General features: G+C 71.0%; 22 protein-coding genes, 1 tRNA gene and 2 pseudogenes. 8 read left to right on the top strand and 17 right to left on the bottom strand.

Annotation, left to right across the window (positions count from 1 at the left end; translation table 11 throughout):
* The 5 genes from argC to EV371_RS33800 are packed head-to-tail and all read right to left on the bottom strand — an operon-like array spanning position 1 to position 4,179.
* Entirely contained in the window at positions 1 to 1,026 is a 1,026-nt protein-coding gene (argC, locus tag EV371_RS14375) for an N-acetyl-gamma-glutamyl-phosphate reductase (protein ID WP_130462479.1), read from the bottom strand.
* On the bottom strand, positions 1,023 to 1,898 hold the full coding sequence (locus tag EV371_RS14370) for a RimK family alpha-L-glutamate ligase (protein WP_349339845.1): 876 nt from the start codon (positions 1,896 to 1,898) through the stop codon (positions 1,023 to 1,025). The genes argC and EV371_RS14370 overlap by 4 nt, the downstream gene beginning before the upstream one ends.
* Positions 1,895 to 2,647: a sulfotransferase-like domain-containing protein gene (locus tag EV371_RS34305; RefSeq protein ID WP_349339846.1), complete on the bottom strand. Its 753-nt coding sequence runs from the start codon at positions 2,645 to 2,647 to the stop codon at positions 1,895 to 1,897. Before EV371_RS34305 ends, EV371_RS14370 begins: the two co-directional genes overlap by 4 nt.
* A gap of 24 nt (positions 2,648 to 2,671) precedes the next feature.
* Complete coding sequence (locus tag EV371_RS14365; protein ID WP_130462477.1) at positions 2,672 to 3,973, bottom strand: DegT/DnrJ/EryC1/StrS aminotransferase family protein; 1,302 nt, start codon at positions 3,971 to 3,973, stop codon at positions 2,672 to 2,674.
* A 26-nt stretch (positions 3,974 to 3,999) separates the two neighbouring features.
* Complete coding sequence (locus EV371_RS33800; RefSeq protein WP_207230487.1) at positions 4,000 to 4,179, bottom strand: lysine biosynthesis protein LysW; 180 nt, start codon at positions 4,177 to 4,179, stop codon at positions 4,000 to 4,002.
* 214 nt (positions 4,180 to 4,393) lie between these two features.
* Between EV371_RS33800 and EV371_RS14355 the strand changes: the two genes are divergently transcribed.
* Positions 4,394 to 5,611: a S8 family serine peptidase gene (locus EV371_RS14355; RefSeq protein WP_130462476.1), complete on the top strand. Its 1,218-nt coding sequence runs from the start codon at positions 4,394 to 4,396 to the stop codon at positions 5,609 to 5,611.
* Positions 5,612 to 5,699: 88 nt separating this feature from the next.
* The gene (locus EV371_RS14350; protein ID WP_165436689.1) at positions 5,700 to 6,764 is read left to right on the top strand and encodes a glycosyltransferase family A protein; all 1,065 of its coding nucleotides are present in this window, start codon (positions 5,700 to 5,702) and stop codon (positions 6,762 to 6,764) included.
* A 4-nt stretch (positions 6,765 to 6,768) separates the two neighbouring features.
* Here the strand turns inward: EV371_RS14350 and EV371_RS14345 are convergent, their stop codons facing one another.
* From EV371_RS14345 to EV371_RS14335, 3 genes are all read right to left on the bottom strand, one after another.
* The gene (locus tag EV371_RS14345) at positions 6,769 to 7,569 is read right to left on the bottom strand and encodes an ABC-2 family transporter protein (RefSeq protein ID WP_130462474.1); all 801 of its coding nucleotides are present in this window, start codon (positions 7,567 to 7,569) and stop codon (positions 6,769 to 6,771) included.
* 16 nt (positions 7,570 to 7,585) lie between these two features.
* Entirely contained in the window at positions 7,586 to 8,386 is an 801-nt protein-coding gene (locus EV371_RS14340; RefSeq protein WP_130462473.1) for an ABC-2 family transporter protein, read from the bottom strand.
* Between the two features lie 115 nt (positions 8,387 to 8,501).
* Positions 8,502 to 9,581 (bottom strand): ABC transporter ATP-binding protein, encoded by a 1,080-nt coding sequence (locus EV371_RS14335; protein WP_486484611.1) that lies wholly within the window; start codon positions 9,579 to 9,581, stop codon positions 8,502 to 8,504.
* A 112-nt stretch (positions 9,582 to 9,693) separates the two neighbouring features.
* Between EV371_RS14335 and EV371_RS14330 the strand changes: the two genes are divergently transcribed.
* Both EV371_RS14330 and EV371_RS14325 read left to right on the top strand, forming a co-directional pair.
* A complete protein-coding gene (locus tag EV371_RS14330; RefSeq protein WP_165436688.1) occupies positions 9,694 to 11,100 on the top strand; it encodes an FAD-dependent oxidoreductase in 1,407 nt (468 codons plus the stop codon).
* Positions 11,097 to 12,050 (top strand): NAD-dependent epimerase/dehydratase family protein, encoded by a 954-nt coding sequence (locus EV371_RS14325; RefSeq protein WP_130462470.1) that lies wholly within the window; start codon positions 11,097 to 11,099, stop codon positions 12,048 to 12,050. Before EV371_RS14330 ends, EV371_RS14325 begins: the two co-directional genes overlap by 4 nt.
* 9 nt (positions 12,051 to 12,059) lie before the next feature.
* Here the strand turns inward: EV371_RS14325 and EV371_RS14320 are convergent, their stop codons facing one another.
* Positions 12,060 to 12,875, bottom strand: coding sequence for a thioesterase domain-containing protein (locus EV371_RS14320; protein ID WP_207230486.1), 816 nt, complete (start codon positions 12,873 to 12,875; stop codon positions 12,060 to 12,062).
* A 560-nt stretch (positions 12,876 to 13,435) separates the two neighbouring features.
* On the opposite strand from EV371_RS14320, the pseudogene EV371_RS14310 reads away from it, so the two are divergent.
* Positions 13,436 to 14,073: pseudogene (locus tag EV371_RS14310) on the top strand (IS256 family transposase); the annotation flags it as partial.
* A 90-nt stretch (positions 14,074 to 14,163) separates the two neighbouring features.
* Here EV371_RS14310 and EV371_RS14305 read toward each other — a convergent pair.
* Complete coding sequence (locus EV371_RS14305; protein ID WP_486484610.1) at positions 14,164 to 15,339, bottom strand: IS110 family RNA-guided transposase; 1,176 nt, start codon at positions 15,337 to 15,339, stop codon at positions 14,164 to 14,166.
* 310 nt (positions 15,340 to 15,649) lie between these two features.
* Between EV371_RS14305 and EV371_RS14300 the strand changes: the two genes are divergently transcribed.
* Positions 15,650 to 16,684: an IS110 family RNA-guided transposase gene (locus tag EV371_RS14300; RefSeq protein ID WP_130462469.1), complete on the top strand. Its 1,035-nt coding sequence runs from the start codon at positions 15,650 to 15,652 to the stop codon at positions 16,682 to 16,684.
* Between the two features lie 308 nt (positions 16,685 to 16,992).
* On the opposite strand, the pseudogene EV371_RS34300 reads toward EV371_RS14300, so the two are convergent.
* Positions 16,993 to 17,118 (bottom strand): annotated as a pseudogene (locus tag EV371_RS34300) (LuxR C-terminal-related transcriptional regulator); the annotation flags it as partial.
* On the opposite strand from EV371_RS34300, the gene EV371_RS34295 reads away from it, so the two are divergent.
* Both EV371_RS34295 and EV371_RS34290 read left to right on the top strand, forming a co-directional pair.
* Positions 17,102 to 17,230 carry a hypothetical protein gene (locus EV371_RS34295; protein WP_486485003.1) on the top strand — a complete coding sequence of 43 codons (129 nt, stop codon included), beginning with the start codon at positions 17,102 to 17,104 and terminating at the stop codon, positions 17,228 to 17,230. The pseudogene EV371_RS34300 and the gene EV371_RS34295 sit on opposite strands and share 17 nt — an antisense overlap.
* A 558-nt stretch (positions 17,231 to 17,788) precedes the next feature.
* Positions 17,789 to 18,289: a tyrosine-type recombinase/integrase gene (locus EV371_RS34290; protein WP_486484609.1), complete on the top strand. Its 501-nt coding sequence runs from the start codon at positions 17,789 to 17,791 to the stop codon at positions 18,287 to 18,289.
* A gap of 26 nt (positions 18,290 to 18,315) precedes the next feature.
* Here EV371_RS34290 and EV371_RS14285 read toward each other — a convergent pair.
* From EV371_RS14285 to EV371_RS14260, 6 genes are all read right to left on the bottom strand, one after another.
* Positions 18,316 to 18,389: transfer RNA gene (locus EV371_RS14285), tRNA-Pro, on the bottom strand.
* 227 nt (positions 18,390 to 18,616) lie between these two features.
* Positions 18,617 to 20,023 carry a ribosome biogenesis GTPase Der gene (gene der, locus EV371_RS14280; protein WP_486484608.1) on the bottom strand — a complete coding sequence of 469 codons (1,407 nt, stop codon included), beginning with the start codon at positions 20,021 to 20,023 and terminating at the stop codon, positions 18,617 to 18,619.
* A 103-nt stretch (positions 20,024 to 20,126) separates the two neighbouring features.
* Entirely contained in the window at positions 20,127 to 20,810 is a 684-nt protein-coding gene (gene cmk / locus EV371_RS14275) for a (d)CMP kinase (protein ID WP_130462468.1), read from the bottom strand.
* 269 nt (positions 20,811 to 21,079) lie between these two features.
* On the bottom strand, positions 21,080 to 21,829 hold the full coding sequence (locus tag EV371_RS14270) for a pseudouridine synthase (RefSeq protein WP_130462467.1): 750 nt from the start codon (positions 21,827 to 21,829) through the stop codon (positions 21,080 to 21,082).
* Positions 21,816 to 22,793 (bottom strand): SMC-Scp complex subunit ScpB, encoded by a 978-nt coding sequence (scpB, locus tag EV371_RS14265; protein ID WP_207230484.1) that lies wholly within the window; start codon positions 22,791 to 22,793, stop codon positions 21,816 to 21,818. Before scpB ends, EV371_RS14270 begins: the two co-directional genes overlap by 14 nt.
* Positions 22,790 to 23,986 (bottom strand): segregation and condensation protein A, encoded by a 1,197-nt coding sequence (locus EV371_RS14260; RefSeq protein ID WP_486484607.1) that lies wholly within the window; start codon positions 23,984 to 23,986, stop codon positions 22,790 to 22,792. The genes scpB and EV371_RS14260 overlap by 4 nt, the downstream gene beginning before the upstream one ends.
* Between the last annotated feature and the right edge of the window lie 26 nt (positions 23,987 to 24,012).

Below are 24,012 nucleotides of genomic sequence, written 5' to 3'. Positions count from 1 at the left end.
TCAGTTCGGATGCAGACCGGTGAACTCCAGCCCACGCCTCTCCGGCAGCCCGAAGCGGATGTTCATGCACTGCACCGCGTTGCCGGCGCCGCCCTTGACCAGGTTGTCCAGGGCCGCGACGAACATTCCGGTACGCCGCGGCTCGTCGACGGCGAAGCCGACGTCGCAGAAGTTGGAACCGGTCAGCAGCTTCGGCTCCGGGAGCCGGTACAGCCCCCGCCGCTCGGCCACCACCCGGACGAACGGCTCGTCGGCGTAACGGGTGCGGTACGCGGCTCGCACGGCTTGCAGGTCGACGCCGTCGACCAGCGCGGCCCGGCACACCACCTGAACCCCGCGCACCGCCTCGACCCCGGTCACCGTCATCCGCACCGGGCAGCCGATCGCCTGCTCGATCTCCGCCTCGTGCCGGTGCCCGAACGGCGCGACGACCCGGATCGCCCCGGAACGCTCGGCGTGCACATTGGCCTCGCTCGGCAGCCGGCCCGAGCCGCTCGATCCGGTGCGGGCGTCGACCCAGACCTCACCGGCGACCAGGCCGGCCCGCAGCACCGGATGGAGCGCGAGGATCCCGGCGGTCGCCATGCATCCCGGCACGCTGATTCGGGCGGCGTCGACCAGCTGCTTGCGGTGCGTCTCGGGCAGCCCGGTGACGAATTCGGCGAGCAGGTCCGGACGCAGCTGCGGCTCCCCGTAGTAGTGGGCGTACTGCAGCGGATCGGCGAGGCGGAAGTCCCCGGACAGGTCGATCGCCGTGGTGCCCGCGCGGAGCAGGGCCGGCAGCTCCCGCATGGCACGGCGATGACCCCACGCGCCGAACAGAACCTCGCAGCGGTCCGGGTCGGCCGCACCGGCGAAGATCAGGTCGGTCACGCCGCGCAGGTTGGGGTGCACTCCGTCCACCCGCCGGCCGGCCGAGCCGGCCGACACGGCTGCGGTGACGTCGACGTCCGGGTGCCCGAGCAGCAGCCGCAGCAGCTCGCCGCCGATGTAGCCGGCCGCACCGACGACCGTGGCCCGGATCACGCCCCGACCTGCCGCATCAGGTGGTCGGCGATGCACTCGGCTACGTTCACCCGGTCGGCGTGCGCGGCCTGGAAGCCGGCGAACTCCACGCGGTGGTTCACCTCGATGATTCGCAGCTCGCCGGCGGCGTCCTCGATCAGGTCGACGCCGGCGATCTCGGCGCCGACCGCCTCCGCAGCCGCGACGGAGAGCTCGGCCACGTCGCTGGTGAGGGCGCAGCGCACGCTCGTGGCGCCGGTCGCCACGTTGGCCCGCCAGCCCTGCGCCTGCCGCCAGGTCACCCCGAGCGCCTGGTCGCCGACCACGACCACACGCAGGTCCCGTTTCGCGTCGGCGATGAACTGCTGCACGTAGACCAGCCGGGCCAGCGGCGCTGGCAGGGCGGCCACGTAGTCCAGCACCGTGACAGCGGTAGCGCGGTCCGGCAGCAGGCTGACCAGCCGGCCCCAGGACCCGACCAGCGGCTTGATCACCGCCGGGTAGCCGATCTCGTCCAGGGCCGCCAGCGCGGCCGCCGGCGTGAGGGCGAGCGCCGTGCGGGCCGTGGGCAGGCTCCGCTCGTCCAGGGCGAGCGAGGTGAGCCACTTGTCGCCGCAGGTCGCGGCGGTGGCCGCAGTGTTCACCACGAGGATTCCCCAGGCCTCGAGGCAGCGGGCCGCGTACACCGCCCGGGTCAGGCTGATCTCCCGGTTCAGCACGAGCGACCACGGGGCGGGTACGCCGTCGATCGGGAAGTAGAGCGCGGCGGCATCGACGGGCGCGGCCTCGATACCGCGACGGCGCAGCGCGGTCAGGATGTCCCGCTCCTCGGCCCGGATCCGGGCCGCGAGCAGGCCGACGCGGGGTCCGCCGGCGACGTCGTCACCGGTCACGGCCGGCCCGCCGTCGCGATCGGCCCGGTCGGGCAGTGCCGGCGCAGCCGCCGGTAGACCGGTGTGTGGTGGTCGAGGTAAGCCCGTAGGTGGGGGACGTCGTCCAGCGCTACCCCGTGGCGCGGCGACCGGTTCTCGAACCCGGTGGTGCGCGCGACGTCGAGGTGCCACCGCCCGGTGGCGCGCCATTCCGGCCGGTCGCCCGCGGCCCAGGACATCGCCGCGGGTACGAACGCGATGCCGGCGTCCGCACAATAGCGTGCGGCCGTGCCGCTTGGGTCGGCCACCAGGTCGGCGGCGTCGATCACCAGCGGCGTACGGCCGGTCAGCTCCCGCACCCGCAGGAAGAGCCGCTCCAGGTGATCGAAGCCGATCTGGTCGCGGCGCACCCGCGGATTCACCGCGTAGTACGACGGAATGGTCTCGGCCGGGTCCCGGACGAGAAACGCGCTGTGCGCCCGCGACCGGAGGAATTCCGGATCGGCCAGCACCACCGGGTACTCCTCGTCGGTGGTGTCCTTGACGAACACCCGCCGATGCGGCGGCAGCGCGGTCAGGGCGTCGATCACCGCTTGCTCGGTGCAAACCCTGCGCCCGGCGACCTCCGCGGCGCCGTGCTCGGCGAGGGTGGAGAACGGCTCGTGGACCGCGACGACGTCACCACGCTGGATCATCATCCTGAAGAAGGCCGTCGAGCGAGCCCGCGGCACGCTCCACAGCAGCAGTATTTTCCCGGCGGCCGCGATCATTCCGGCTCCCTCTCCTCGTTGGTCTCAGTGCCCGAGCGGGTCGGTGTGCGCGAGCGACGGGACCGGCGCGTCCGTCCGCGACGAGCGGGCCATCGCCACAAGCACGTCGCGGTTGGCCCACAGCTTCTCGAACGCGTCGGCGAACCGCCGCAGCAGCGCGCCCGTGCCGGGATTGAGCTGGGCGCGCTGGATGACGAACGAGTCGTCCACGACCGCCCGGCACACGCTCACGTCCGTGGCCCGATGCGCGACCCCGCCGTCGCGGAAGACCGGCTGCTCGGGCAGCGGCACGGACTGGTACCGCGAGACCGGCACGCCTTCGCCGCGCAACACCCGGGTCGCCGCGGGCCGCAACGCCGGCGCGTACTCGCCGGGAAGGCCGAACGCCTCGGCACGCACCCGGAACCGCAGGATGTGCCATCCGTGCTCACGATCCTCGGGGCAGACCGGCACGGTGAAGCCCGGCAGCGCCGCCACCCGGTCCAGGAACGGCCGGACGGCGCGGTCGCGCGCCCGGCTCGCCTCGTCGAGCCGGGCGAGCTGACGGCGGGTGAACGCGGCCTGGATCGCGCCGAGCTTGGCGTTCCATCCGATGCTCCGGGAGAGGTAGGGCCGCTCGCCGCGGGCCGGGATGTCCTCGCCGAACTGCCGCATCCGGCCGACCTGCGCCGCCAGCTCGTCGTCGTCGGTGGTGACGAGGCCGCCCTCGCCACACGTCGGCAGGTTCTTGGAGGCGTTGAGGCTGAACGCTCCAAGCGTGCCGATCGAGCCGGTCACCCGGCCGCGGTAGGCGACGCCGTGCGACTGTGCGGCATCCTCCACCACGGCCAGGCCGTGCCGCCGGGCGAACGCACAGATCTCGTCCATCTCGGCGGGCAGGCCGTGCAGGTGCACGGGCAGCACGGCGGCGGTTCTCGCCGACCGCGCCGCCGCCAGCGCGTGCGGTGCGAGGTTGAAGGTGACCGGGTCGATGTCGGCGAAGACCGGCACGGCGCCTAGGTGCGCCACCGCGAGAGCGCTGCCGACGAAGCTGAGGGCCGGGACGATGACCTCGTCGCCCGCCGCCACACCGGCCGCGCAGAGCGCGAGGGACAGCGCCACGGTGCCGTTGGCCACGGCGAGGCAGTGCGCTGTGCCGACCCGGCCGGCCCACTCCCGTTCCAAAGCCGGTATCTCCTGTTCCCCGGCGGCGACGCCGGTGAACAGGCCGGAGCGCAGCACCTCGGCCACCGCCGCGCGCTCGGCATTGGTCACCACCGGCCACTCGGGCGCCGGCGTGCCGGCCGGCACCGCCGGCTCACCGCCGAGCATGGCAAGTCTGGACATGACATCCACTCTCCGACCAGCCGCCGCTACTCGCCCCAGTCCTCCTCCACCTCCGGCGCCAGGGCGAGCACCACCGGCGCGGTGGCCACCACCTCCAGCTCGCCGCGACACTCTCCACACTCGACGATCTCGGTGACCATGACCGTCGACCGAACCGAGACCTTGCCATCGCACCCTGGGCAAACCACGTCCAGCGTCGTGCTCATCAGGCTCTCCTCTGATGGCGGATTCGGGGGGATGCTGCCTTTCTACCGACCGCCTGAGCGGGGCGACAAGGGCGATGAACGCGGCCGGAGCACCGGTGTCTCGCCGGCGAGACAGGCGCCGGCACGGCCGTTCTGCCGGCTGTTGCGCCTGCCCGAAACGCGCCGACACACTCAATCGATGCACTGGATCGCATCGCCCGACGAAGGAGACCACGTGCACAGATCTCTGCGGAGCGCGGTGGTGCTCGGCTCGGTGACCGCGATGCTGGCGGCCACGGCCGCCGTGATGCCGGCGGCCGCGGAGGCCGCAGCCGTCGCGGTTCCCACCGGCGCCGCAACGAGCGACGGCCGGCTGGGCTGCGCGACACCCGCCGACCCCACCGATTTCCGCTGCTTCGGCCACCGGCGCACCGCGTCGGCAACGCCGAGTTCCGGCGGCAAGCCGGCCGGCTTCGGCCCGGCCGACCTGCGCTCGGCATACCGGCTGCCGCGCTCGTCGACCCACGCGACGGTCGCGATCGTCGCCGCCTACGACAACCCGAACGCCGAGTCCGACCTCGCGGTCTACCGCGCGACCTTCGGCCTGCCGCCCTGCACCTCGGCGAACGGCTGCTTCCGCAAGGTCAACCAGCAGGGCATGCCGGCTCCGCTCCCGGCCGCCGACGCGGGCTGGGCCGGCGAGATCTCGCTCGACCTCGCCATGGTCTCCGCCGCGTGCGCCACCTGCCGCATTCTGCTCGTCGAGGCCGACGACGCGTCGATGAACCTGCTCACGGCGGTCGGTACCGCAGTCGGGCTGGGCGCGCGTTACGTGTCGATGAGCTGGGGCACCGCCGAGGAACCGCTCGAGGCGGTGATCGACGGGCCGGTGTTCGACCATCCCGGGGTCGTGTTCACCGCGGCCAGCGGCGACAGCGGCTACGCCGCCGGCCCCGTCTACCCGGCATCCTCGCCCTGGGTCACCGCCGTCGGTGGCACCACCCTGGCACGCTCGCCCACGCCGCGCGGCTGGACGGAGATCGCCTGGCCGGGCAGTGGCAGCGGCTGCTCGGCGTACCTGGCCCGTCCGTCGTTCCAGCATGGACGCACACCGTGCGCAAGCCGGGCCACCGCCGACGTGGCGGCGATCGGCGACCCGGACGCGGGCGTGGCGGTCTATCAGACATACGGCGACACCGGCTGGGGTACCGACGGCGGCACGAGTGCCGGCGCGCCCTTCATCGCGGGCGTCTACGCACTTGCCGGGGCGGCCGGCCACGCCGGAACCGCCAACAGCTACCCGTACCAGGCGCGGGCCGGCCTCTTCGACGTGGTGAGGGGTAGCACCGGCAGCTGCGCCGAGACCCGGCTCTGCACGGCGGTTCGCGGGTGGGACGGGCCGACCGGCCTCGGCACCCCGAACGGCATCGCAGCGTTCGCGCCGCATCGCTGAGCCGGCCGAAGCACCAGGCCGCCCCGGCCATCCCGGGGCGGCCCGCACATTCCCACGATCAGGAATCTCCCCGCGCATGGAGGCGAGCATGTCCGTCGACACTCCGTTGGTGAGCGTCATCGTGCCCTGCTACAACGCCGGCAGGTGGGTGCGCCACGCCGTGAACAGCGCGCTGCACCAGACCCACCCGAACATCGAAGTGATCGTGGTCGACGACGGCTCGACCGACGACAGCCTGGCCGTACTGGCGGAATTCGGCGACCGGATCGACGTCACGACCATTCCCAACGGCGGAGCCTGTCACGCCCGCAACGTGGCACTGGGCCGGGCACATGGCGAGTTCATCCAGTTCCTGGACGCCGACAACGTCCTCATGCCGACGAAGATCGAGCGGTCGCTGGAGAAGTTTCGCGCCGAGCCCGGCCTCGACCTCGTCTTCACCGCCCTGCACTACCCCGATGAGTACGAGTTCACCCACGAGCCGGAGTTTCCCGAGGACGAGCTGAAACGCAGCGTCGAGGGCATGAACGACTGGGTCTACTCACTGGTCCTGCCCGGCACCGGTGTGCCGTCCCTGGAGACGTCCCAGCCGCTGTACCGCCGGTCGACGCTGGACCGGTTCGGCACCTGGGACGAGAACCTACGCTGTATGGAGGACATCGAGCTGTCCGCCCGGCACGCGCTGGCCGGCGCGAAGGCCGCACCGCTCGAGATGATCGGGGTAATCTACCGCAACCACCCGGGCGAGCGGGCCACCCAGCAGATGCGATTCGACAACGAGCAGTACTTCATCTCGGTGCTGAAGATGCTCGAGGTCGCCCGCACCCACGACCGGATGGACGGGGCCATCGAGGAGTTCGCGGTCAACTTCCTGGTCTGGATCGCCGCCCGGGTGTGCATCGCGGAGCACCGCTACGGCAAGGCGCGCACGTATCTCGCTCTGGCCCGGGACATCCGGCCCGAGCTGCCCGGCCCGCTGCCGTTCCGGCTGCTGGCGAGGACAATCGGGGCGTTCCCCGCGCTCGTCGGCGTCCAGGTCGCGCTCACGCTGAACCGCCGGGTATTCCGGATCCCACTGGAGAGCGCGGAGAACCTGGAAGCCACCACCCGGATGTCCGACCTGCTGCGGCCGCTGCGCGGCGGCCGCGGCTGATCCCTCAGTGTCCGCTGCTCTGGTACCGCCGAAGCTCCCGGACCCAGATCGCGTACGCGCCCACGAGCAGCAGACAGCCGACCACCGGCGAGCCGGCCGCGAGCCATCCGGGCACGCGCAGTTCGCCGGTTCGGTTCATCAGCACCGTGCCCGGCAGATAGGCCACGAACGCGAGCGGCAGCACGAAAGTCGACACGAACTGCGCCGTGCCCGAGAAGATGTGCATCGGGTACCCGCCGAAGGTGTTGAAGACGGTGTCGATGGTCGACCGCAGCGCCTGCGTCGAGAGTGTGCGGAAGGTCAGCGCGGCCAGCCCGAGCTGGATGCCGAGCTCCAGGCAGGCGCCGCCGAGCACGGCGAGCACGACATACGCGACGGCGGCCACCGACCAGTCGATCGGCGCGACCGCCGACGCGACGGCCAGCAGCACCAGGCCGCCGAGCAGGTCGCCGGTCGGCATCAGCGACACCCGGTAGGTCAGGAAGTACAGCAACGGGTTGCCCGGCCGTACCAGGAAGCGGTCGAAGTGCCCCTCACGCACGATCTCGTCGATCGAGAGCAGCTGGTTGAACGGCGCCACCCACACGCCGTGCGCGGTGAGCCGGAGCGCGTACAGGAACGTCACCTCGGCGACGCTCCACGTGCCCAGGTCACCGAACTGGTGGAGCACCACCGCGATGGACGCGAGCCCGACGCCCTGGTAGACGGCGCCGGCCAGGACGGTGACGACGACGTTGACCCGGTACTGGGCCTGCGCCCGGACCGCGGCTCGCGTCAGCAACCACCACGCGCGTACCGGAGACATCGGCACCTCCTGGGGATCAACCACCCTGAATGACGACCCGGTGCACCGCCCGCGACCAGAGCAGCCGCCCGCCGAGCCACAGCAGGACGACCCAGAGCGCCTGCAGGGCGAGGAGGCGCGGCACGTCGGCGGTGGCGGCGTGGCCGAGGTAGATGGCCAGCGGAACGTACGTCACCGCCTGGAACGGCAGCGCCTCGGCGACCAGGCGCAGCCCGTCCGGCATGAACCACAGCGGAACGATCGCACCGGAGAAGAACATGAAGACGACGCGGTAGATGACGAAGATGCCGGTCGTCTCCATCGTCCAGAACGCGATCATGCCGACCAGCACGGAGAGCATGGCGCTGACGAGATAGGCCAGCACCATGCTCAGCACGTAGCCGAGCGCCGCCGCGAGGCTCGCCGGCGCCCGTCCTCCGCCGACCAGCACGGCCAGCGGCAGCGTCGCGACCACGAACGGGGCGGTGGCGAGCGCCCGGCCGACCTGGCGCGCATGGATCTGCGTGGTGAAGCTCATCGGCCGGGTGAGGTCCCCGGCGATCTGACCCTCCCGCACGCGCGGCGGTATCAGCGAGAACTCCCAGGGAGAGGTGACCCAGGTCTGCACGTTGGCGAAGGTGGCGTACGTGATCATCATGCCGAGGCTGACCCCGGCGACCTCGGGACGGCCCTGATAGACGGCGGTCCAGAGGATCCGCAACAGGTACACCTGAAAAATCACCGCGACCACGTTCATCAGGTAGTTGGCGCGATACACCAGCGAGGTGCGGGCCTGAATCGCCATCATGCATCGGTACCGGCGCACGGCGCTCGGCATGCGGACACCAAGCACAGCACTCCCAACTGAGCTGGTCGGTGGGGACTGGGCGGTGGCGAAATGGCCGAGAGGCGTCACCATTGTCGCGTGGGGCCGGAACCGCACGAAACACCTGTCACGCGGGTTGCGTCTCGCCGGCGGGACGCACGTCCGGGCTTGCCGACCCGTACAGCCGGTGCACGACGTCCTCCAGGCTGGGCTCGAGGATCGACAGGTCCGTGACCGGATACCGGCTGAGCACCGTGCCGACGAGCTCGGCCACGTTCACCGCGGCCGGATCGAACCGCAGGACCCAGTTGCCGTCACCGCGCGGCGAGACCTCGACGCCCGCCAGGTCCGGGGCCCGGGTGCACTCGGGCATCCGCACCACCAGCTGTCGGTAGGCGGGGAAGGCCGCCTTCAGCGAGGCGAGATCACCGTCGTGCAGCAGGCGGCCGTTGTCGATCAGCAGGAGCCGGTGGCACAGGCGCTCTACGTCCGTGAGGTCGTGCGTGGTGAGGATGACCGTCACGCCGCGGTCGCGGTTCAGCTCGCGGATGAACGTCCGGATCCGGTCGCGCGCCAGCACGTCGAGCCCGATGGTCGGCTCGTCCAGGTACAGGATGCGCGGCTCGTGCATCATCGCGGCGGCGAGCTCGCCGCGCATCCGCTGGCCGAGGGACAGCTGGCGCACGGGCGTGTCCAGGAAGGCGGACATCTGCAGCAGCTCGGTGAACCGGCGCAGGTTCTCCCGGTACCGGGCCGGGTGCACTTCGTAGAGACGGCCCACCAGCTCCAGCGAATCGCGCAACGGCAGGTCCCACCACAGCTGCGAGCGCTGGCCGAAGACCACGCCGATCTGCCGGGCGTTGCGCACCCGGTCGAACCACGGGCGGGCGCCGGCCACCACGACGGTGCCGGAGGTCGGCGTCAGGATCCCACAGAGCAGCTTCACCGTCGTCGACTTCCCGGCGCCGTTGGGGCCCAGGTAGGCCACCATCTCGCCGGGTTCGATGTCGAAGCCGATGCCGTCGACGGCGCACACCACCTCGTGCTGGCGAGTGAGCAGAGTGCGCAGGGCGCCCCAGCGCCCGGTGATCCGCTTGCTCCGGTGGTACCGCTTGACCAGGTCACGAACGACGATGACGGGCATGGCCGCGACGATTCCAGCCACGGTCACGGCGCGACAAGCTCCGCACCCGGGCCACCGGTGCACTCCGCGCTCAACTGTTGTGCGCCGTCCCGCGTCGTGGTGCTCTGGTGATCGGTCGACGTGGCCCTTTGTCCGATGTAGACGGCTCGGTCCACTGCCTCAACGGAGGAAGGCGATGGCATCCACCAACCCCATGGCAGGCGAACACGTAATCCTCGGTGCCGGCCCCTGCGGCCTGGCGGCCGCACGCGAGCTGTGCCGCGGCGGCGGTACGCCGATCGTCGTGGAGCGCGAAGAGTCGGCCGGCGGGCTCGCCTCGTCGTTCGCGGACGATCGCGGCTTCATCTGGGATCTGGGCGCGCACGTGGCCTTCAGTCCGTTCGGCGACTTCGACGATCTGCTCGACGACATGATGGGCGACGACGTGCTGCGGCACGAGCGCTCTTCCTACGTCGTGTACGGGGACCGCTGGGTGCCCTATCCGTTCCAACACAATCTCGCGATGCTGCCGACGGACGAGGCCGTGGAGTGCATGGTGGACCTCATCGAGCGGCCCCGGCAGGCGGTCCGGACGTTCGACGACTGGATCATGACGAACTTCGGGCCCGGGATCGCCGACCGGTTCATGCGTCCCTACAACGCCAAGGTGTGGACGGTTCCCTGCACCGAGATGTCCGCGGACTGGATCGCCGAGCGCGTGGCCACCGTAAACTGGCGCACCGCGCTCGCCAACCTGGTGCACGGAAGGGTGGTGCCCGGCTGGGGGCCCAACAGCACGTTCAGCTATCCGGGCAGCGGCGGCATCGGCGAGCCGTTCCGCCGGCTGGCCGATCAACTGCCCGACGTCCGGTACGGGCGCACGGTGACCCAGGTGAATCCGCACGCGCACACGCTGACCCTCGGCAACGGTGATCGCCTCGGCTTCCACCAGCTGATCTCCACGATCCCGCTGACTGCTCTGGTCGCCGCGCTGACCGACTGCCCGGCCGAGGTGCGGGACGCGGCCCGGGCGCTGCGGCACAACCAGGTTCTCGTGGTCGGCGTGGGCGCCACGGGCACCGTGCAGACCAACTGGCACTGGCTGTACTTCCCCGAGCAGGTGTACCCGTTCTACCGGATCACCAACATCGGGTTGTGCTCGGCACGGAACCTGCCCGAGCCGCACGACGGTCACGTCTCGTTCATGGCCGAGATCGCACAGCCGGCTGGCGCCCCGTGGCCGGACGCCGGCGACGCCACCCGGGACACGATTCGCGGGCTCGTCCGCTCCGGGCTGCTGCCCGACGGGAACAGCGTGGTATCCACGTTCGTTCGCCGGGTGCCGCTGGCCTATCCGATACCCACCCTGGACCGCACCGAGGCCGTCGCGACGATCCTGGGATACCTGGAGAGCCACCAGATCTACTCGCGCGGCCGGTTCGGCGTGTGGATGTACGAGCACGGCAACATGGACCACGCGGTGCGCATGGGCAAGGACGTCGCCCGCCACCTGCTGTCGGGGGCGGAGGAACTGGTCCGCCTGCCGCACATGGGCGCGCCCGTGCCGACGGAGCCGGCCGGCCTCACCGGGACCCGTCGATGAGGGTCCTGGTCACCGGCGCCACGGGGTTCATCGGCGGCCATGTCGCGCGGGTGCTGCTCGGCGAGGGCTTCGAGGTCGCGGTGCTCGACGACCTGTCGAGCGGCCGGCTGGTCACGCTCACCGAGCTGGCCCGCCTGGGCCTGCGCGAGGAGAACGTCTTCGTGACCGACGCCGCCACCGACGAGGCCGCCCGCGCGGTGCGGCGCTGGTCGCCTGACGTCCTCATCCACCTCGCGGCCCAGCCGCGCGTGATCGCGTCGGTGCAGGACCCAGTGCGGGACGCGCGGGCCAACGTGCTCGGCACGGTCACCATGCTGGACGCGGCAGCCCGTTCCGGGCAGTGCCGCGTGGTCCTGGCCTCGAGCGGGGGCGCCGTGTACGGCGAGCAGGCCGGGGCCGCCGCGCCGACCAGCGAGCGGGTGCGGCCCCGGCCGATCAGCCCGTACGGGCTCAGCAAGGCGACCACCGAGTCGTACGCCGGCGTGTACGGCGCGTTGACCGGGCTGCCGGTCTCCATCCTCCGACTGGGCAACGTGTACGGCCGCCACCTCGACGGCAGCCCAGGGCCCGGTGTGCTCACCGTGTTCGCCCGGGCCGTGGCCGCGGGCGAGGCGCAGCAGGTGATAGGCGACGGCCGGCAGACGCGCGATTTCGTCCACGTCCACGACGTCGCGGAGGCCTTCCGGCTGACGGTGACGACGGCTGCGCCGGTCGTGCTCAACATCGGCTCGGGGCGGGAGACGAGCGTGCTGGCCGCCCTGCAGGCCGTGTGCGAGGCGCTGAACGCCCCGGCCAAGCCCGTGCACGTCGCGGCGATCAGCGGCGAGGTGGGGCGGGTGTGCCTGGACGTGTCGGCCGCCCGAACCAAGCTGGGCTGGCAGGCCACGGTGCCACTGGACGCCGGGATCCGCGAGCTCGTCAAGAGCCCGGCGGGCGCCGTCCCAGGCTGACGCCCGGCGTCAGTCCCCGCCGGCTCTCCGCATGCCTGCCACGATCATTTCGATCATCTGCCGCACCGCGTCCGAGCCGAAGAAATGTCCGCCGTCGAGGACGTTCAGGACGAACGGCCCGGTCGTCTCCGCGCCCCACGGCTCCATCCGGCGCGCCGGCGATTCCTCGTCGGCCGCTCCGGCGAAGGCGGTGATCGGGATGTCGAGGAGCACACCCGGCTGATAAGTGTGGGTGCTGAGCACGGTCAGATCGGCCCGCAGCGTCGCGACCATCTCGCCCAGCAGCCCCTGGTCCTCGAAGAGTTGGGACGGAGTGCCGCCCATCTCCCGCATGTACCGCACCAGACCCTCGTCCGGGCCGTTCCAGCCGCGGATCTGGCGGTCCAGGCTCGGCGCCACGCTCGCGGAGACGTACAGCGCCCGCGGCATCGGCATCGCGCGCTCGCGGAGGGCGTGCGCGAGCGACCAGCCGACCCGTGCGCCCATGCTGGCGCCGAAGAACGCGACCGGCTGCTGGTCCAGCAGTGGCTCGACCGCCGCGACGAGGTCGTCCACCAGCTTGTCCATCTCGTGGTAGCGCGGCTCGGCGAAGCGGTCGGCGCGACCGGGCAGTTGCACGGCGACCGGATCGATTGACGGCGGCAGCAGCTGTGGCCACTGGCGGAACGTGGCCGCGTTGCCACCGGCGTGGTGCAGGCAGAGCAGTATCGTGGCGCCTGGCGCCTGGCGCCGGGCGCCGGAACCGCTTGAACCAGCGTCGTCCGTCGGACATGGCGGGCTTCCTCTCCTCGGCGGTGCTATCCGACGGCATCCAGTCGTCTCCACAGAGATGCGCCCTTCCTCGCAACGGAACCCGAGCCGCCCGGCGAGCTGAAGCAGGGCTGTGCTTGCCGATTAATCCATCCGCGCTGGTCAGGGGAGCTTTCGGATCAGCCGACAGATCTTGGCCTGTTCGAGGCAGTAGCCCGTGTCCATCATTATCGGCGACTGCGATGATACCGCCTCGTGCTGTTTCGACTGGCCTACCTGGCGTCACGAACATGTTCGCGCTGCTGCGACTGCCGCCGCGCAGCGACCGCGACAAGGATGCGGAAGTCCTGGCGTTGCGGCACCAGCTCGCGGTGCTGCAACGTCACCTCGGCGGGCAGAAGATCCGATCCGAACCGGCTCCTCGGGCGCTACTGGCGGCGCTGCCGCACCGCTGCCAGGGCCAACGCCGCACGACCTGCGGCTGCTGGTACGCCCCGACACAATCCTGCGCTGGCACCGCGACCTGCTCGCGCGCCGCCACGCCGCCGCATCCCCCCGCGCGGTCGGGTCTGTGGGTCGAACGGTGTTTCCGGCCTGACACACCGGGCGTTGTGCCTGGTGAGGAGGGTGCCGTGATGACCGCGACACTGAACGATGTGACCCCGAGGAAGGCGAAGGCTGAGCCGTCGGCGGAGGCGAAGGCCGCCGCCGAGCTGGTCCGGTTGGCCAAGGAGCAGGGCCTGTCGTTGACCGGCCCGGACGGGCTGCTGAAGCAGTTGACCAAGACGGTCCTGGAGCCGCGCTCAACGAGGAGATGACCGGGCACCTCGGCTACGAGAAACATGATCCAGCCGGTGTCGGGTCGGGCAACGTCCGTAACGGCAGCCGGGCGAAGACGGTACTGACCGACGCCAGCGGACCCGTTCAGATCGACGTGCCGCGGGATCGGGCCGGCACGTTCGAGCCCCAGATTGTGCGGAAGCGGCAGCGCCGGTTGACCGGTGTGGACGAGGTCATGTTGTCGCTGTATGCGAAAGGTTTGACGACCGGGGAGATCTCGGCTCACTTCGCGGAGATCTACGGCGCGTCGGTGAGCAGGGAGACGATCTCCCGGATCACCGACAAGGTGGTCGAGGAGATGACCGACTGGTCCCACCGGCCCCTTGACGAGGTCTACGCGGCGGTGTTCATCGACGCCATCATCGTGAAGGTCCGGGACGGGCAGGTCGCGAACCCGCCGTTCTGCGCCGCGATCGGCGTCACCCTCGATGGTGGCGCCAGCCAGACTTCTGGCGGCTACTTTCCGTTACGAACATGCTCATCGGTCGCCGTCGTCAACTACCGGATCTGGCACCCCTCTCTGTCAAGCGCTGGTCGGGAGCGGTGTTCTAGGCTGACTGGTGGCGGGTCCGGGAAGTGACTTCTCCGAAGAGCTGGCCTGGGGATGTGAGCTGGTCACGCTGGAGTCAGTAGTCGTTCCCCGTTGTCCTCCCGGGCCCGTCACCGTGGTCGTGGCGTCGTCGATCATGCGTCGGTAGACGATGTCGGACAGGCGTCGCTTCAGCGCTCGCATCGCTTCCATCGACGTCTTGCCGGCGGCCTTCTTCCGATCGAAGTAGGCGCGACCCTCGGTCGGGTTACGCAGCTGGACGGTGGCCATGATGTGCAGTACCCGGTTGATCTGCCGGTTCCCGGCGCGGGAGAGCCGGTGGTGTACCTGCTCGCCGGAAGACGCGTCGATGGGGGCGGTGCCGTTCCAGGAGGCGAAGTGGGCCCGGTTCGGGAACCGGGTGATGCCGCCGACCTCGACCAGCAGCCGGGCAGCGCCGGACGGTCCGATGCCATGCAGGTCCATCAACGTGGTTCCAGTAGAAGCGACAAGCTCCTTCGGTTCCTTGTCGGCGTCCTTCGTGCGTCGGTAGATCCGTTCGAGGTCGCCGATCAGCTCCGCGGCGGCCCGCCGTCGGGCCTTGCCGACCGTGTCTCGGGGCCGGACCGTGGCCAGCAACGCTTTGGCTTGGGCGGCGGACAGGCTCTTCTTCGCCCCACCCGGGATGAGTTCGAGGAGCAGTTGGTGCAGCTGGGACACCATCCGGGTGTGGTCCTCGCCCAAGGAGCGGCGCCGGTCGACCAGGATCCGCAGCAGGGCGAGCTGTTCGTCGTTGACCAGCGGGCGGAGCCCGGCCATGCGGGTGCCGACCAGGGCGATGGAGTGGGCGTCGGTGGCGTCGGTCTTGCGGCCCTGACCGGTGGCGAACACCCGCGCCCTGGCCGACAGCTTCGGCGGAACGTCGACGACCTGCTCACCGTCGGCCAACAACCGGTTGGCGATGTGCCGTCCGATGCCCTGACAGCCCTCGATCGCCCAGACCCGGTTCGGCCATTGGTTGGCGTACTTTCTCATCGCCGTGTAGCCGTCGCGGTCGGTGTCGAACCGGCCGCCGCCGACGATGGTCTCGTCGCCGGCCATGACCTCGATCGTTGCCGAGCGCTTGTGCGGGTCCATCCCGATGACCACACGATCTGACGTGCCACTCACCGCGTCCTCCGATGCTCGATCCACCTGGGTTGTCGAGCCGGGAGGGCAACGCTACTTCGAGCCGAGCAAACCCCTGACTTGTCTACTGGAGTCAGGCGCTGGGGTCTGCAGCCCGTAGCGTCAGGGCGTCGGTCGGCACTGGCTCGCAAACCCCTTGCCGCCCTCGGGTTGGCTCTTCAAGAGCGTGCCGCCGCTGGCCGGCGCCCGGCCGTGGCGTGGCTCAACAGAGGCGTGCTCACCGAATTTCCGCAAGTCAGGCTGCCCGCCACGGTGATCCTCGTTCGCTTTGGCGGAAGGAACCCAGCTTCCCGTGATCACGATCGGCATCGACCCACACAAGTCCTCCTTGACCGCTGTCGCCCTCGACGAGACCGGTCACCTGCTGGCGACCAGGCGGATCACCGTCAACGCCGCCGCATACAAGACGCTGACCGACTGGGTCGCCCGCTGGCCGCAGCGCCGTTTTGCTGTCGAAGGCGCCGCTGGGCTGGGGCGGGGTATCGCGCAACTGCTGGCCGCCGCCGGCGAACACGTCGTCGACGTCCCAGCCACCCTGGCCGCTCGAGCGCGGCTGCTGGACACGGGCGGCACCCGCAAGACCGACGCCGCGGACGCCGCCAGCGTCGCTCACGCCGCAATGCGGCACCAGCGGTTGCGTCAGGTCGTCGCCGAGGACCATCACACCCGGCTGCGGTTGCTCTCCGAACGCCGCGACGACCTGGCTCGCGAACGCGTCCGACTACTCAACCGGCTTCACGTGCTGCTGCGTGATTTGCTCCCCGGCGGCGCGGCGCTGGACCTCACCGCGGATAAGGCCACCGCGCTGCTGCGCAACATCCGGCCTCTCACCGCCACCGACAGCTGCCGCCGCGACCTGGCACGGGAAATGATCACGGACCTACGCCACCTGGACCGGCGCCTGCACGCCAACCAGGCCCAGATCCGGCAGGTCCTGAACGAGACGCAATCCACCATCACCGAGATCCGCGGTGTCGGGCACATCATCGCCGCGAAGATCCTTGGCCACGTCGGCGACATCAGCCGATTCCCGAGCGCCGATAACTTCGCCAGCTACGCCGGCACCTCGCCACTCGAGGCATCCAGCGGCGAACGGCGCCGCCACCGGCTCAACCCCACCGGCAACCGGCAACTCAACACCGCCCTGCACACCATCGCGCTCGTCCAAGCCCGCGACGAAGGCCCCGGCCGCGTCTACTACCAGCGCAAACTCAGCCAAGGGAAAACACCCGCCGAAGCCCGCCGCGCACTCAAACGACGCCTCGCCAACGTCCTCTACCGACACCTCATCAAAGATCAACACAAACTCGCCACCGGTACGGGTTGACACACAGAGGCGCTCTTGAGCCTCTCCCCGCCCTGGGGCGACGCCCGGGCCGCGCAGGCCAGATGAGAGCCACACGACAGCGTGGGCAGCCGAAATGAGAGCGACAGCCCGGGCGCCTCGACCGAAGCCTGGCCGGGCCACGGTCGCAGGTCAATGAAACAAGTAGCCGATGTGCGGAAGTTGGGCAATAGCAAGTGGTCGATGGCCCCCGCCTGAGCTGTCTGGCGGTGAGGGGTTGGCCGGCTCGGCCAACGGGTCGGCTAGCCCGCCCACGCCGGGTGCGGGCAGGGGCCAGAAGGCTTCCGGTGTCAGCCGGTGAGGCCGGCGTCGTGGGCGAGCAGGGCGACCTGGGTACGGTTATCGAGATCGAGTTTGGTGAATATGCGGGAAATGTGGGCTTTCACGGTGGCCACGCTCATGAACAGCTCGCCTGTCCAGGGTCCGCCGTTCATCCGGCTGTCGGCCCGGGTCGTCAAGTACGACCCGGACGACGTCCGCGCCTGGCTGGATCGGCACAGGACCGACCCGGACCGGGTGGACCGGTGAACGCGTTCACGCCTCCGCTCGGCGTGAGCCTGTCGGTTGACGTGGAGGAGCGCCCGGGGCGGCCGAACCGTACCGTGCCCGGGTCCGCTGGATCGACCCGGCATCGGGGCGGCGCCGCTCCAAGTCCCACGCGTTCGGTGATCCGGAGCAGGCGCAAGCCTGGCTCGACGCGATGCAGCGGGCGGCCCGTGGCGGCGTCGACCCGAACGCGGCGACAATGCGCCTGACAGAGTACGGCGACTCGGTGATGCGCCTGGCGATGCGGGGCCTTGAGGGCAAGACCCTCGATCCGTACTTGGCGGGGTGGCGCAAGCGTGTCGTGCCGACCCTGGGCCATCTGCCGCTGCGGATGATCACCAACGGCGCGGCGGACCGGGCCGTGCATGGCTGGATCGCCGACGGCTGCGGTCGCTCGACGGTCAAGAACAGCCTGGCCGCACTGGTCCGACCACCCTCGCGGCGGCACTGGTCGAGCGCTCGCACGGCCACTACCCCGGCTGGGGCGACGTCGTCACGTTCGCGGCCGGTACGGCGGCCCGGATCGGCGAGGTGTCCGGCGTGCGCAAGCTGGACATCGACCGGGATTCGTGGATTTGGACCGTCCGCCGGCAGACCACCACCGGACCGGGCGGCCTGGTCGACAAGGGCACCAAGGGCAAGCGCGCCCGACAGGTACCCATCATCGAGGAGCTGCGACCGATGGTGGCGGCGAGACTCGACACGGCGGCGAGTGACGACGCCCGGCTGTTCGTCGGCCCTCGTGGCGGTCGTATCAGTACGGCGGTGCTGCGGGACGCGACCCACTGGGACGAGGTGGTCAGTTCCCTCGGCTACGAGTACCTACGCCGTCATGACCTGCGGCACACCGGTCTGACCTGGATGGCCGATGCCGGCGTACCGGTACACGTCCTGCGGAAGATCGCGGGTCACGGCTCATTGACCACGACACAGCGCTACCTGCACCCGAACCGAGAGTCCATTACGGCCGCTGGGGCGGCGCTGACTCTGCATCTGGCGGGGCGACGGTCCCCGAGTGGCCCCCAAAGGGGGATCGCATGATCGCGAAATACCCCTGTCTACCTGCGTCGGGACGGCCGGATTCGAACCGACGACCCCTTGACCCCCAGTCAAGTGCGCTACCAAACTGCGCCACGTCCCGCTCCCGCCCGGCGCCCCGTGCGTCAGCCGGTACAGCGTAGCGCAGGACCCTTTCGGACGCGCAACGGCCCACCGTCCCCCTCGTCCGAACCGGCCCGGCGGCACCGGGGCGCACACCCGATCACCACCCCTACATCATCCTAGGAAGATAGGTCATTGTCCCGGGGTCCGCTCGTCGTGGGGCAGCGGCGCTGAACGAGGTGTGCTGACCGTGGGCTGGCGGCGGACTCAGCCGTGCGGCCTGCCCCGCCCGCCGGCACCGACCTTCTTGCGGGGGCGTACCGACACCTCCACCGGACTGCCCGCGAAGCCGAACTCCTCGCGGAGCTTGCGTTCGACGAAGCGCTGGTAGCCGGCGTCCAACGGGCCGGTGGTGAAGAGCACGAACCGGGGAGGACAGGTGCCGGCCTGGGTGGCGAAGAGCACCCGAGGTGCCCGGCCTCCCCGCACAGGGTGCGGGGTCGCCTGCACCAGCGCGGTGAGCCACTGGTTCAGCTGCCCGGTCGGAACCCGGGTCTCCCAGCTGGCCAGCGCGGTACGCAGCGCCGGCGCGAGCTTGTCCACCGCCCGCCCGGTCTTGGCCGAGACGTTGATCCGGATCGCCCAGGGAATCCGACGCAGCTCCCGCTCGATCTCCTTGTCCAGGTAGTAGCGGCGGTCCGCGTCGACCAGGTCCCACTTGTTGAACGCGATCACCAGGGCTCGGCCGGTCTCGGTGACCGTGCTGAGGATCCGCTGGTCCTGCTCGCTGATCGGCTCACTGGCGTCGAGCAGCACCACCGCCACCTCGGCCGCCTCGATCGCGGCGGCGGTACGCAGGCTCGCGTAGTACTCCGTGCCGCTGGCCTTGCCGACCCGCTTGCGCAGCCCGGCGGTGTCCACCAGTTGCCACACCTCGCCGCCGATCTCCACCAGGCTGTCGACCGGGTCGACCGTGGTGCCGGCGACCGCGTCGACCACCGCCCGCTCCTCCTTGGCGAGCCGGTTGAGCAGGCTGGACTTTCCGACGTTGGGGCGGCCGACCAGGGCCACCCGGCGTGGCCCGCGCGGGCCCGCCTCGGTGACCGGCGGCGCGTCCGGCAAAGCCTCAAGGATCGCGTCGAGCAGGTCACCGGAGCCCCGGCCGTGCAGCGCGGAGACCGGCCGCGGCTCGCCCAGACCGAGCGACCACAACGAGGTCGCCTCGATCTCCACGGCCGTGTTGTCGGCCTTGTTCGCGACCAGCAGCACCGGCTTGGCGCTGCGCCGGAGCATGCGTACGGCGGCCTCGTCGACGTCGGTCGCCCCGACCGTGGCATCGACCACGAACAGCACCACGTCGGCCGTGGCGACGGCATTCTCGGCCTGCGCGGCGATGGCGGCGGCCCGATCCCTCGCGTCCGGCTCCCAGCCGCCGGTGTCGACCACGGTGAACTGTCGTCCCGACCACTGCGCGTCGTACGGCACCCGGTCCCGGGTCACCCCGGGAGTGTCCTCCACCACCGCCTGCCGGCGACCGATGATCCGGTTGACCAGCGTCGACTTACCGACGTTGGGTCGCCCGACCACGGCCACCACCGGCACCGGGCCGGTCGGCTCGGCCTCGTCGACGATATCCGGCTCCCGCAGCTCGACCCAGCCGTCCCCCGCGTTCACGCCGCCTCCTCAATTGCACCACCACGGAAGATCCCGGTGGCATCGTTCCGCCGGGTGTCAGCCCGGTTGTCCACTACCGCACCGGCTCCGCCGATCGACCGGGTCACCGGCCCGGCCGCCGCTCGATGAGCAGGGCTCGCAGCCGCGTGACCACCTCGTCGATACCCAGCGCGGTGGTGTCCAGCACCACCGCGTCCGGAGCCTGCCGCAGCGGGTCCGCGGTCCGGGTGGAGTCGAGCCGGTCCCGCCGGGCCAGGTCGGCGGCGGTGGCGGCCAGGTCGGCGGCGTTCTCCGCGCTGCGCCGTCGCGCCCGCGCGTCGGCCGAGGCGGTCAGGTACACCTTGAGGTCGGCGTCGGGTGCCACCACCGAGCCGATGTCCCGGCCCTCCACCACGATCCGGCCGGCGGCGTCGATCATCTCCCGCTGTTGCGCGACGAGCAGTTCCCGTACCGCCGGCACGGCCGACACCGCCGAGACCGCAGCCGTCACCTCCGGGCTCCGGATCTCGCGGTCAACTGCGATGCCGTCGGCGGTCACGCTCGGCGCCTGCGGGTCCACCCCGATCTTCAGGTCGGTCTCCCCCGCCACCTTGGCCACTGCCTCGGCGTCCTGCGGGTCGACCCCGGAGCGCAGCACCGCCCAGGTGACGGCCCGGTACATCGCCCCGGTGTCGAGGTAGCGGGCGTCGAGTGCGCCCGCCAGCCGGCGGGAGACGGTCGACTTCCCCGAACCGGAGGGGCCATCCACGGCAACCACACATCGCCCGGTCCGTACCTTCTCCGCCACCGTCTCCTCCTCCACCGATCACTGGGCGATATGCCCGGTACTGCCGAGTTCACCCGGGCAGCCGGCCGGGGCGGCGCCGCCACCTGTCGCCGTCCATCATGCCCCGTCCCCCGGACCGGCCCGCGCCCGACACCTGAGGCCGGCGGCCAGCCACACACCCAGCACCGCCGCTCGCCGCCGCCACCGCCGACGGGTGGACCGGCCCCCGGCAACCACCAGCGCAGCAACCGCGCGAGAACGGCCAACCACGGAAACCCAGGAGGCCCGGGTCAGTCACCGACCGCCTTGAAGAGGGCGGCGATCTCGGCATTGGTCAACCGGCGGGTACGCCCGGGCCGCAGGTCGCCGAGCCGGATCGGACCGATGGCGGTACGGATGAGCCGGGACACCGGGTGCCCGACCTCCTCCAACAGCCGCCTGACGATGTGCTTGCGCCCCTCGTGCAGGGTCAACTCCACCTGGGCCGTACGTCCCAGCGTGTCCACCAAGCGGAATTCGTCGACCCGGGCCATGCCGTCGGACAGCTCCACACCGGCCTTCAGCCGACGGCCGGCGGTGCGGGACAGCGGCCCCGCCACCTCGCACAGATAGGTCTTCGGCACCCCGTACGACGGGTGCATCAGCCGGTGCGCCAGCGTGCCGTCGTTGGTCAGCAGCAACAGTCCCTCGCTGTCGGCGTCGAGCCGCCCGACGTGGTAGACGCGCTGCTCCACCCGGCCGAGGAAGTCTGCCAGCGCGGTGCGACCCTTCTCGTCCGCCATCGTCGAGACCACGCCACGTGGCTTGTTCATCGCCAGGTAGGCAAGCCGGGTGTCGGTGACCAGCCGCTCACCGTCGACGTGGATGACGGCGGTGGCCGGGTCGACCTTGTCGCCGAGTTGCGCGACCCGTCCGTCGACGGTGACCCGGCGCCGGAAGATCAGGTCCTCGCAGGCACGCCGGGAGCCGACGCCGGCCGCGGCGAGCACCTTCTGCAGGCGCTCCGCGGCGGGGGCATCGGAACTGTCATCGCGGGGCATCGGCTATCTCTTCCACGTCGTCGGGCAGGAACGGGGCCAGCGGCGGCAGCTGGGCGACGGAGTCCAGCCCGAGTTTCTCCAGGAACAGCGTTGTCGTCCGGTACAGGAACGCTCCGCTCTCCGGTTCGGTGCCGCACTCCTCCACCAGGCCGCGAGTGACCAGGGTACGGATCACCCCGTCACAGTTGACACCCCGGATGGCCGAAATCCGGGACCGGGTCACCGGTTGCTTGTAGGCGACCACGGCGAGCGTCTCCAACGCCGCCTGGGTCAGCCGGACGGACTGCCCGTCCAGCACGAACCGCTCGACATAGGCGGCGTACTCCGGTCGGGTGTAGAGCCGCCAGCCACCCGCCGCCCGCCGTAACTCGAAGCCGTGCCCGGCCGAGGTGTAACCGGCGGACAGTCGCTCCAGCATCGCCGAGACCCGCTCGGTCGGCTGCTCCAGCACCTGCGCCAGCAGGATCTCGGTTACCGGCTCGTCCACCACGAGCAGGATGGCCTCCAGGGCGCCGCGCAGCTCGTCGTCGTCGATCAGCGCCAGCGCCCCGGCGGACCGGCCGGCGCCGTCGGGCACCCGCGCCGCCGCCGGCCCACCCCCCGCGTCCGGACCGGCATCCTCGGGTACGCCCACCACCTCGGTTGGCTCCGCACCGCGTTCCTCGGCGTCCGCCGTCGCGCCCGGCTGCTCGGCGACCGCCATGTCCTCGGCCGAGACCGCCCCGGCACCCGACTCTGCCGACTCGGCCGACTCGGCCGACTCGGCGATTTCAGCCCTCTCGGCGGACTCGGCCGGCCCCACAAACTCAGCGGACTCGGCCGGCCCGGCAACCTCAGCGGACTCCGCGGGCTCGGCGGACTCGGCGGAGCGCTGCGGCGAACGGCCTCCTGCTGACCGTTCCCACGGTGGCACCCAGGCCGCCGCCTGCTCGGCCAGCGAGTCGGGTCGTTTTTCGCTGGTCACCGCGCTTCCTCCTGCGTCTCGTCCCCGGTCACCATTCCGGCCGGCTCCGTCGCCATTCCGGCCGGCTCCGTCGGCATCCCGGCCGGCTCCGTCGGCATCCCGGCCGGCTCCGTCGGCGCCCCGGCCGGGTCGATCGGGTCCGGTCCGGTGTCGTCACTCTCCACCGGTACCGCCGCCGGTCCGTCGTCGCCAGCGGGCCGCTCCGGTGGTGCCGGCGCGCCCGCGTACTCGTCGATGTCGAGTTCGGCGCCGCCGTCCTCGGGACCGGTCCACCGTACGGTCAGCTCGCCGAGCGCCTCCACCTGGGCGAAGCCGACCAGCCCCTCCCGGTACAGCTCCAGCAGGGCCAGGAACCGGGCGACCACCTCAAGAGTGGACTCGCAGTCGGCGCAGAGTACTCGGAAGGTGGCGATCCCGGCCCGGCGAAGCCGGTCGCGCAGTAGCGCCGCGTGTTCCCGGACACTCACCCGGACCATGTGCACGTGGTCGATGGAGACCACGGGTGCCTTCTTCGGAGTCATCGCCCGGACCGCCAACGCGGCGAGCCGGTCCGGGCCGATCCCGAGTACCAGGTCCGGCAGCGCCTCGGCGTACCGCGGTTCCAGTGCGACGGCCCGAGGGTAGCGACGGGAGCCGATGGTCTCCAGCTCGGCGATGTGCCCGGCGGCCTCCTTGTACGCCTTGTACTGCAACAGCCGGGCGAAGAGCAGGTCCCGGGCCTCCAGCAGGGCCAGGTCCTCCTCGTCCTCGACCTGGGCGGCCGGCAGCAGCCGGGCGGCCTTGAGATCGAGCAGGGTGGCCGCGACGACGAGGAACTCGCTCGCCTCGTCCAGGTCCCAGTCGTCCCCCATCGCCCGGATGTACGCGATGAACTCGTCGGTGACCCGGTGCAGGGCGACCTCGGTCACATCGAGCTTGTGCTTGCCGATGAGCTGTAGCAGCAGATCGAACGGGCCGGTGAAGTTCGCCAGCCGTACGGTGAAGCCACCCGCCGCCTCGGCCACGACCTCGGGGCCGGCCTCGGCCACGACCTCGGGGCCGGCCTGAGCGCCGAACTGAGCGTCAGCCTGGGTGTCGCCGGGTGCCGACTGCAGCGGATCCGGTACGGACCGCGATGGATCCGACAGGGCCGGGGAGGTGGGCGGGGAACTCACCCGACGACCGTAGTCCACCGGTTCCGGACCGTCAGCCATCAGCGCCGCTCCGGTGCCGTCTCGCA

The sequence above is a fragment of the Plantactinospora sp. CNZ321 genome (genome assembly GCF_004217235.1).
This window is presented reverse-complemented; position numbering and strand designations above follow the sequence as displayed.

Excerpts from the sequence above, each read along its gene's own strand:
- EV371_RS34305 (WP_349339846.1), bottom strand. The coding sequence starts at position 2,647 with ATGATCGCGGCCGCCGGGAAAATACTGCTGCTGTGGAGCGTGCCGCGG.
- EV371_RS34295 (WP_486485003.1), top strand. The coding sequence starts at position 17,102 with ATGAACAGCTCGCCTGTCCAGGGTCCGCCGTTCATCCGGCTGTCGGCC.
- EV371_RS14330 (WP_165436688.1), top strand. The coding sequence starts at position 9,694 with ATGGCATCCACCAACCCCATGGCAGGCGAACACGTAATCCTCGGTGCC.
- EV371_RS14365 (WP_130462477.1), bottom strand. The coding sequence starts at position 3,973 with ATGTCCAGACTTGCCATGCTCGGCGGTGAGCCGGCGGTGCCGGCCGGC.
- EV371_RS14350 (WP_165436689.1), top strand. The coding sequence starts at position 5,700 with ATGTCCGTCGACACTCCGTTGGTGAGCGTCATCGTGCCCTGCTACAAC.
- EV371_RS33800 (WP_207230487.1), bottom strand. The coding sequence starts at position 4,179 with ATGAGCACGACGCTGGACGTGGTTTGCCCAGGGTGCGATGGCAAGGTC.
- EV371_RS14345 (WP_130462474.1), bottom strand. The coding sequence starts at position 7,569 with ATGTCTCCGGTACGCGCGTGGTGGTTGCTGACGCGAGCCGCGGTCCGG.
- EV371_RS14260 (WP_486484607.1), bottom strand. The coding sequence starts at position 23,986 with ATGGCTGACGGTCCGGAACCGGTGGACTACGGTCGTCGGGTGAGTTCC.
- EV371_RS14340 (WP_130462473.1), bottom strand. The coding sequence starts at position 8,386 with ATGCCGAGCGCCGTGCGCCGGTACCGATGCATGATGGCGATTCAGGCC.
- EV371_RS14270 (WP_130462467.1), bottom strand. The coding sequence starts at position 21,829 with ATGCCCCGCGATGACAGTTCCGATGCCCCCGCCGCGGAGCGCCTGCAG.
- EV371_RS14325 (WP_130462470.1), top strand. The coding sequence starts at position 11,097 with ATGAGGGTCCTGGTCACCGGCGCCACGGGGTTCATCGGCGGCCATGTC.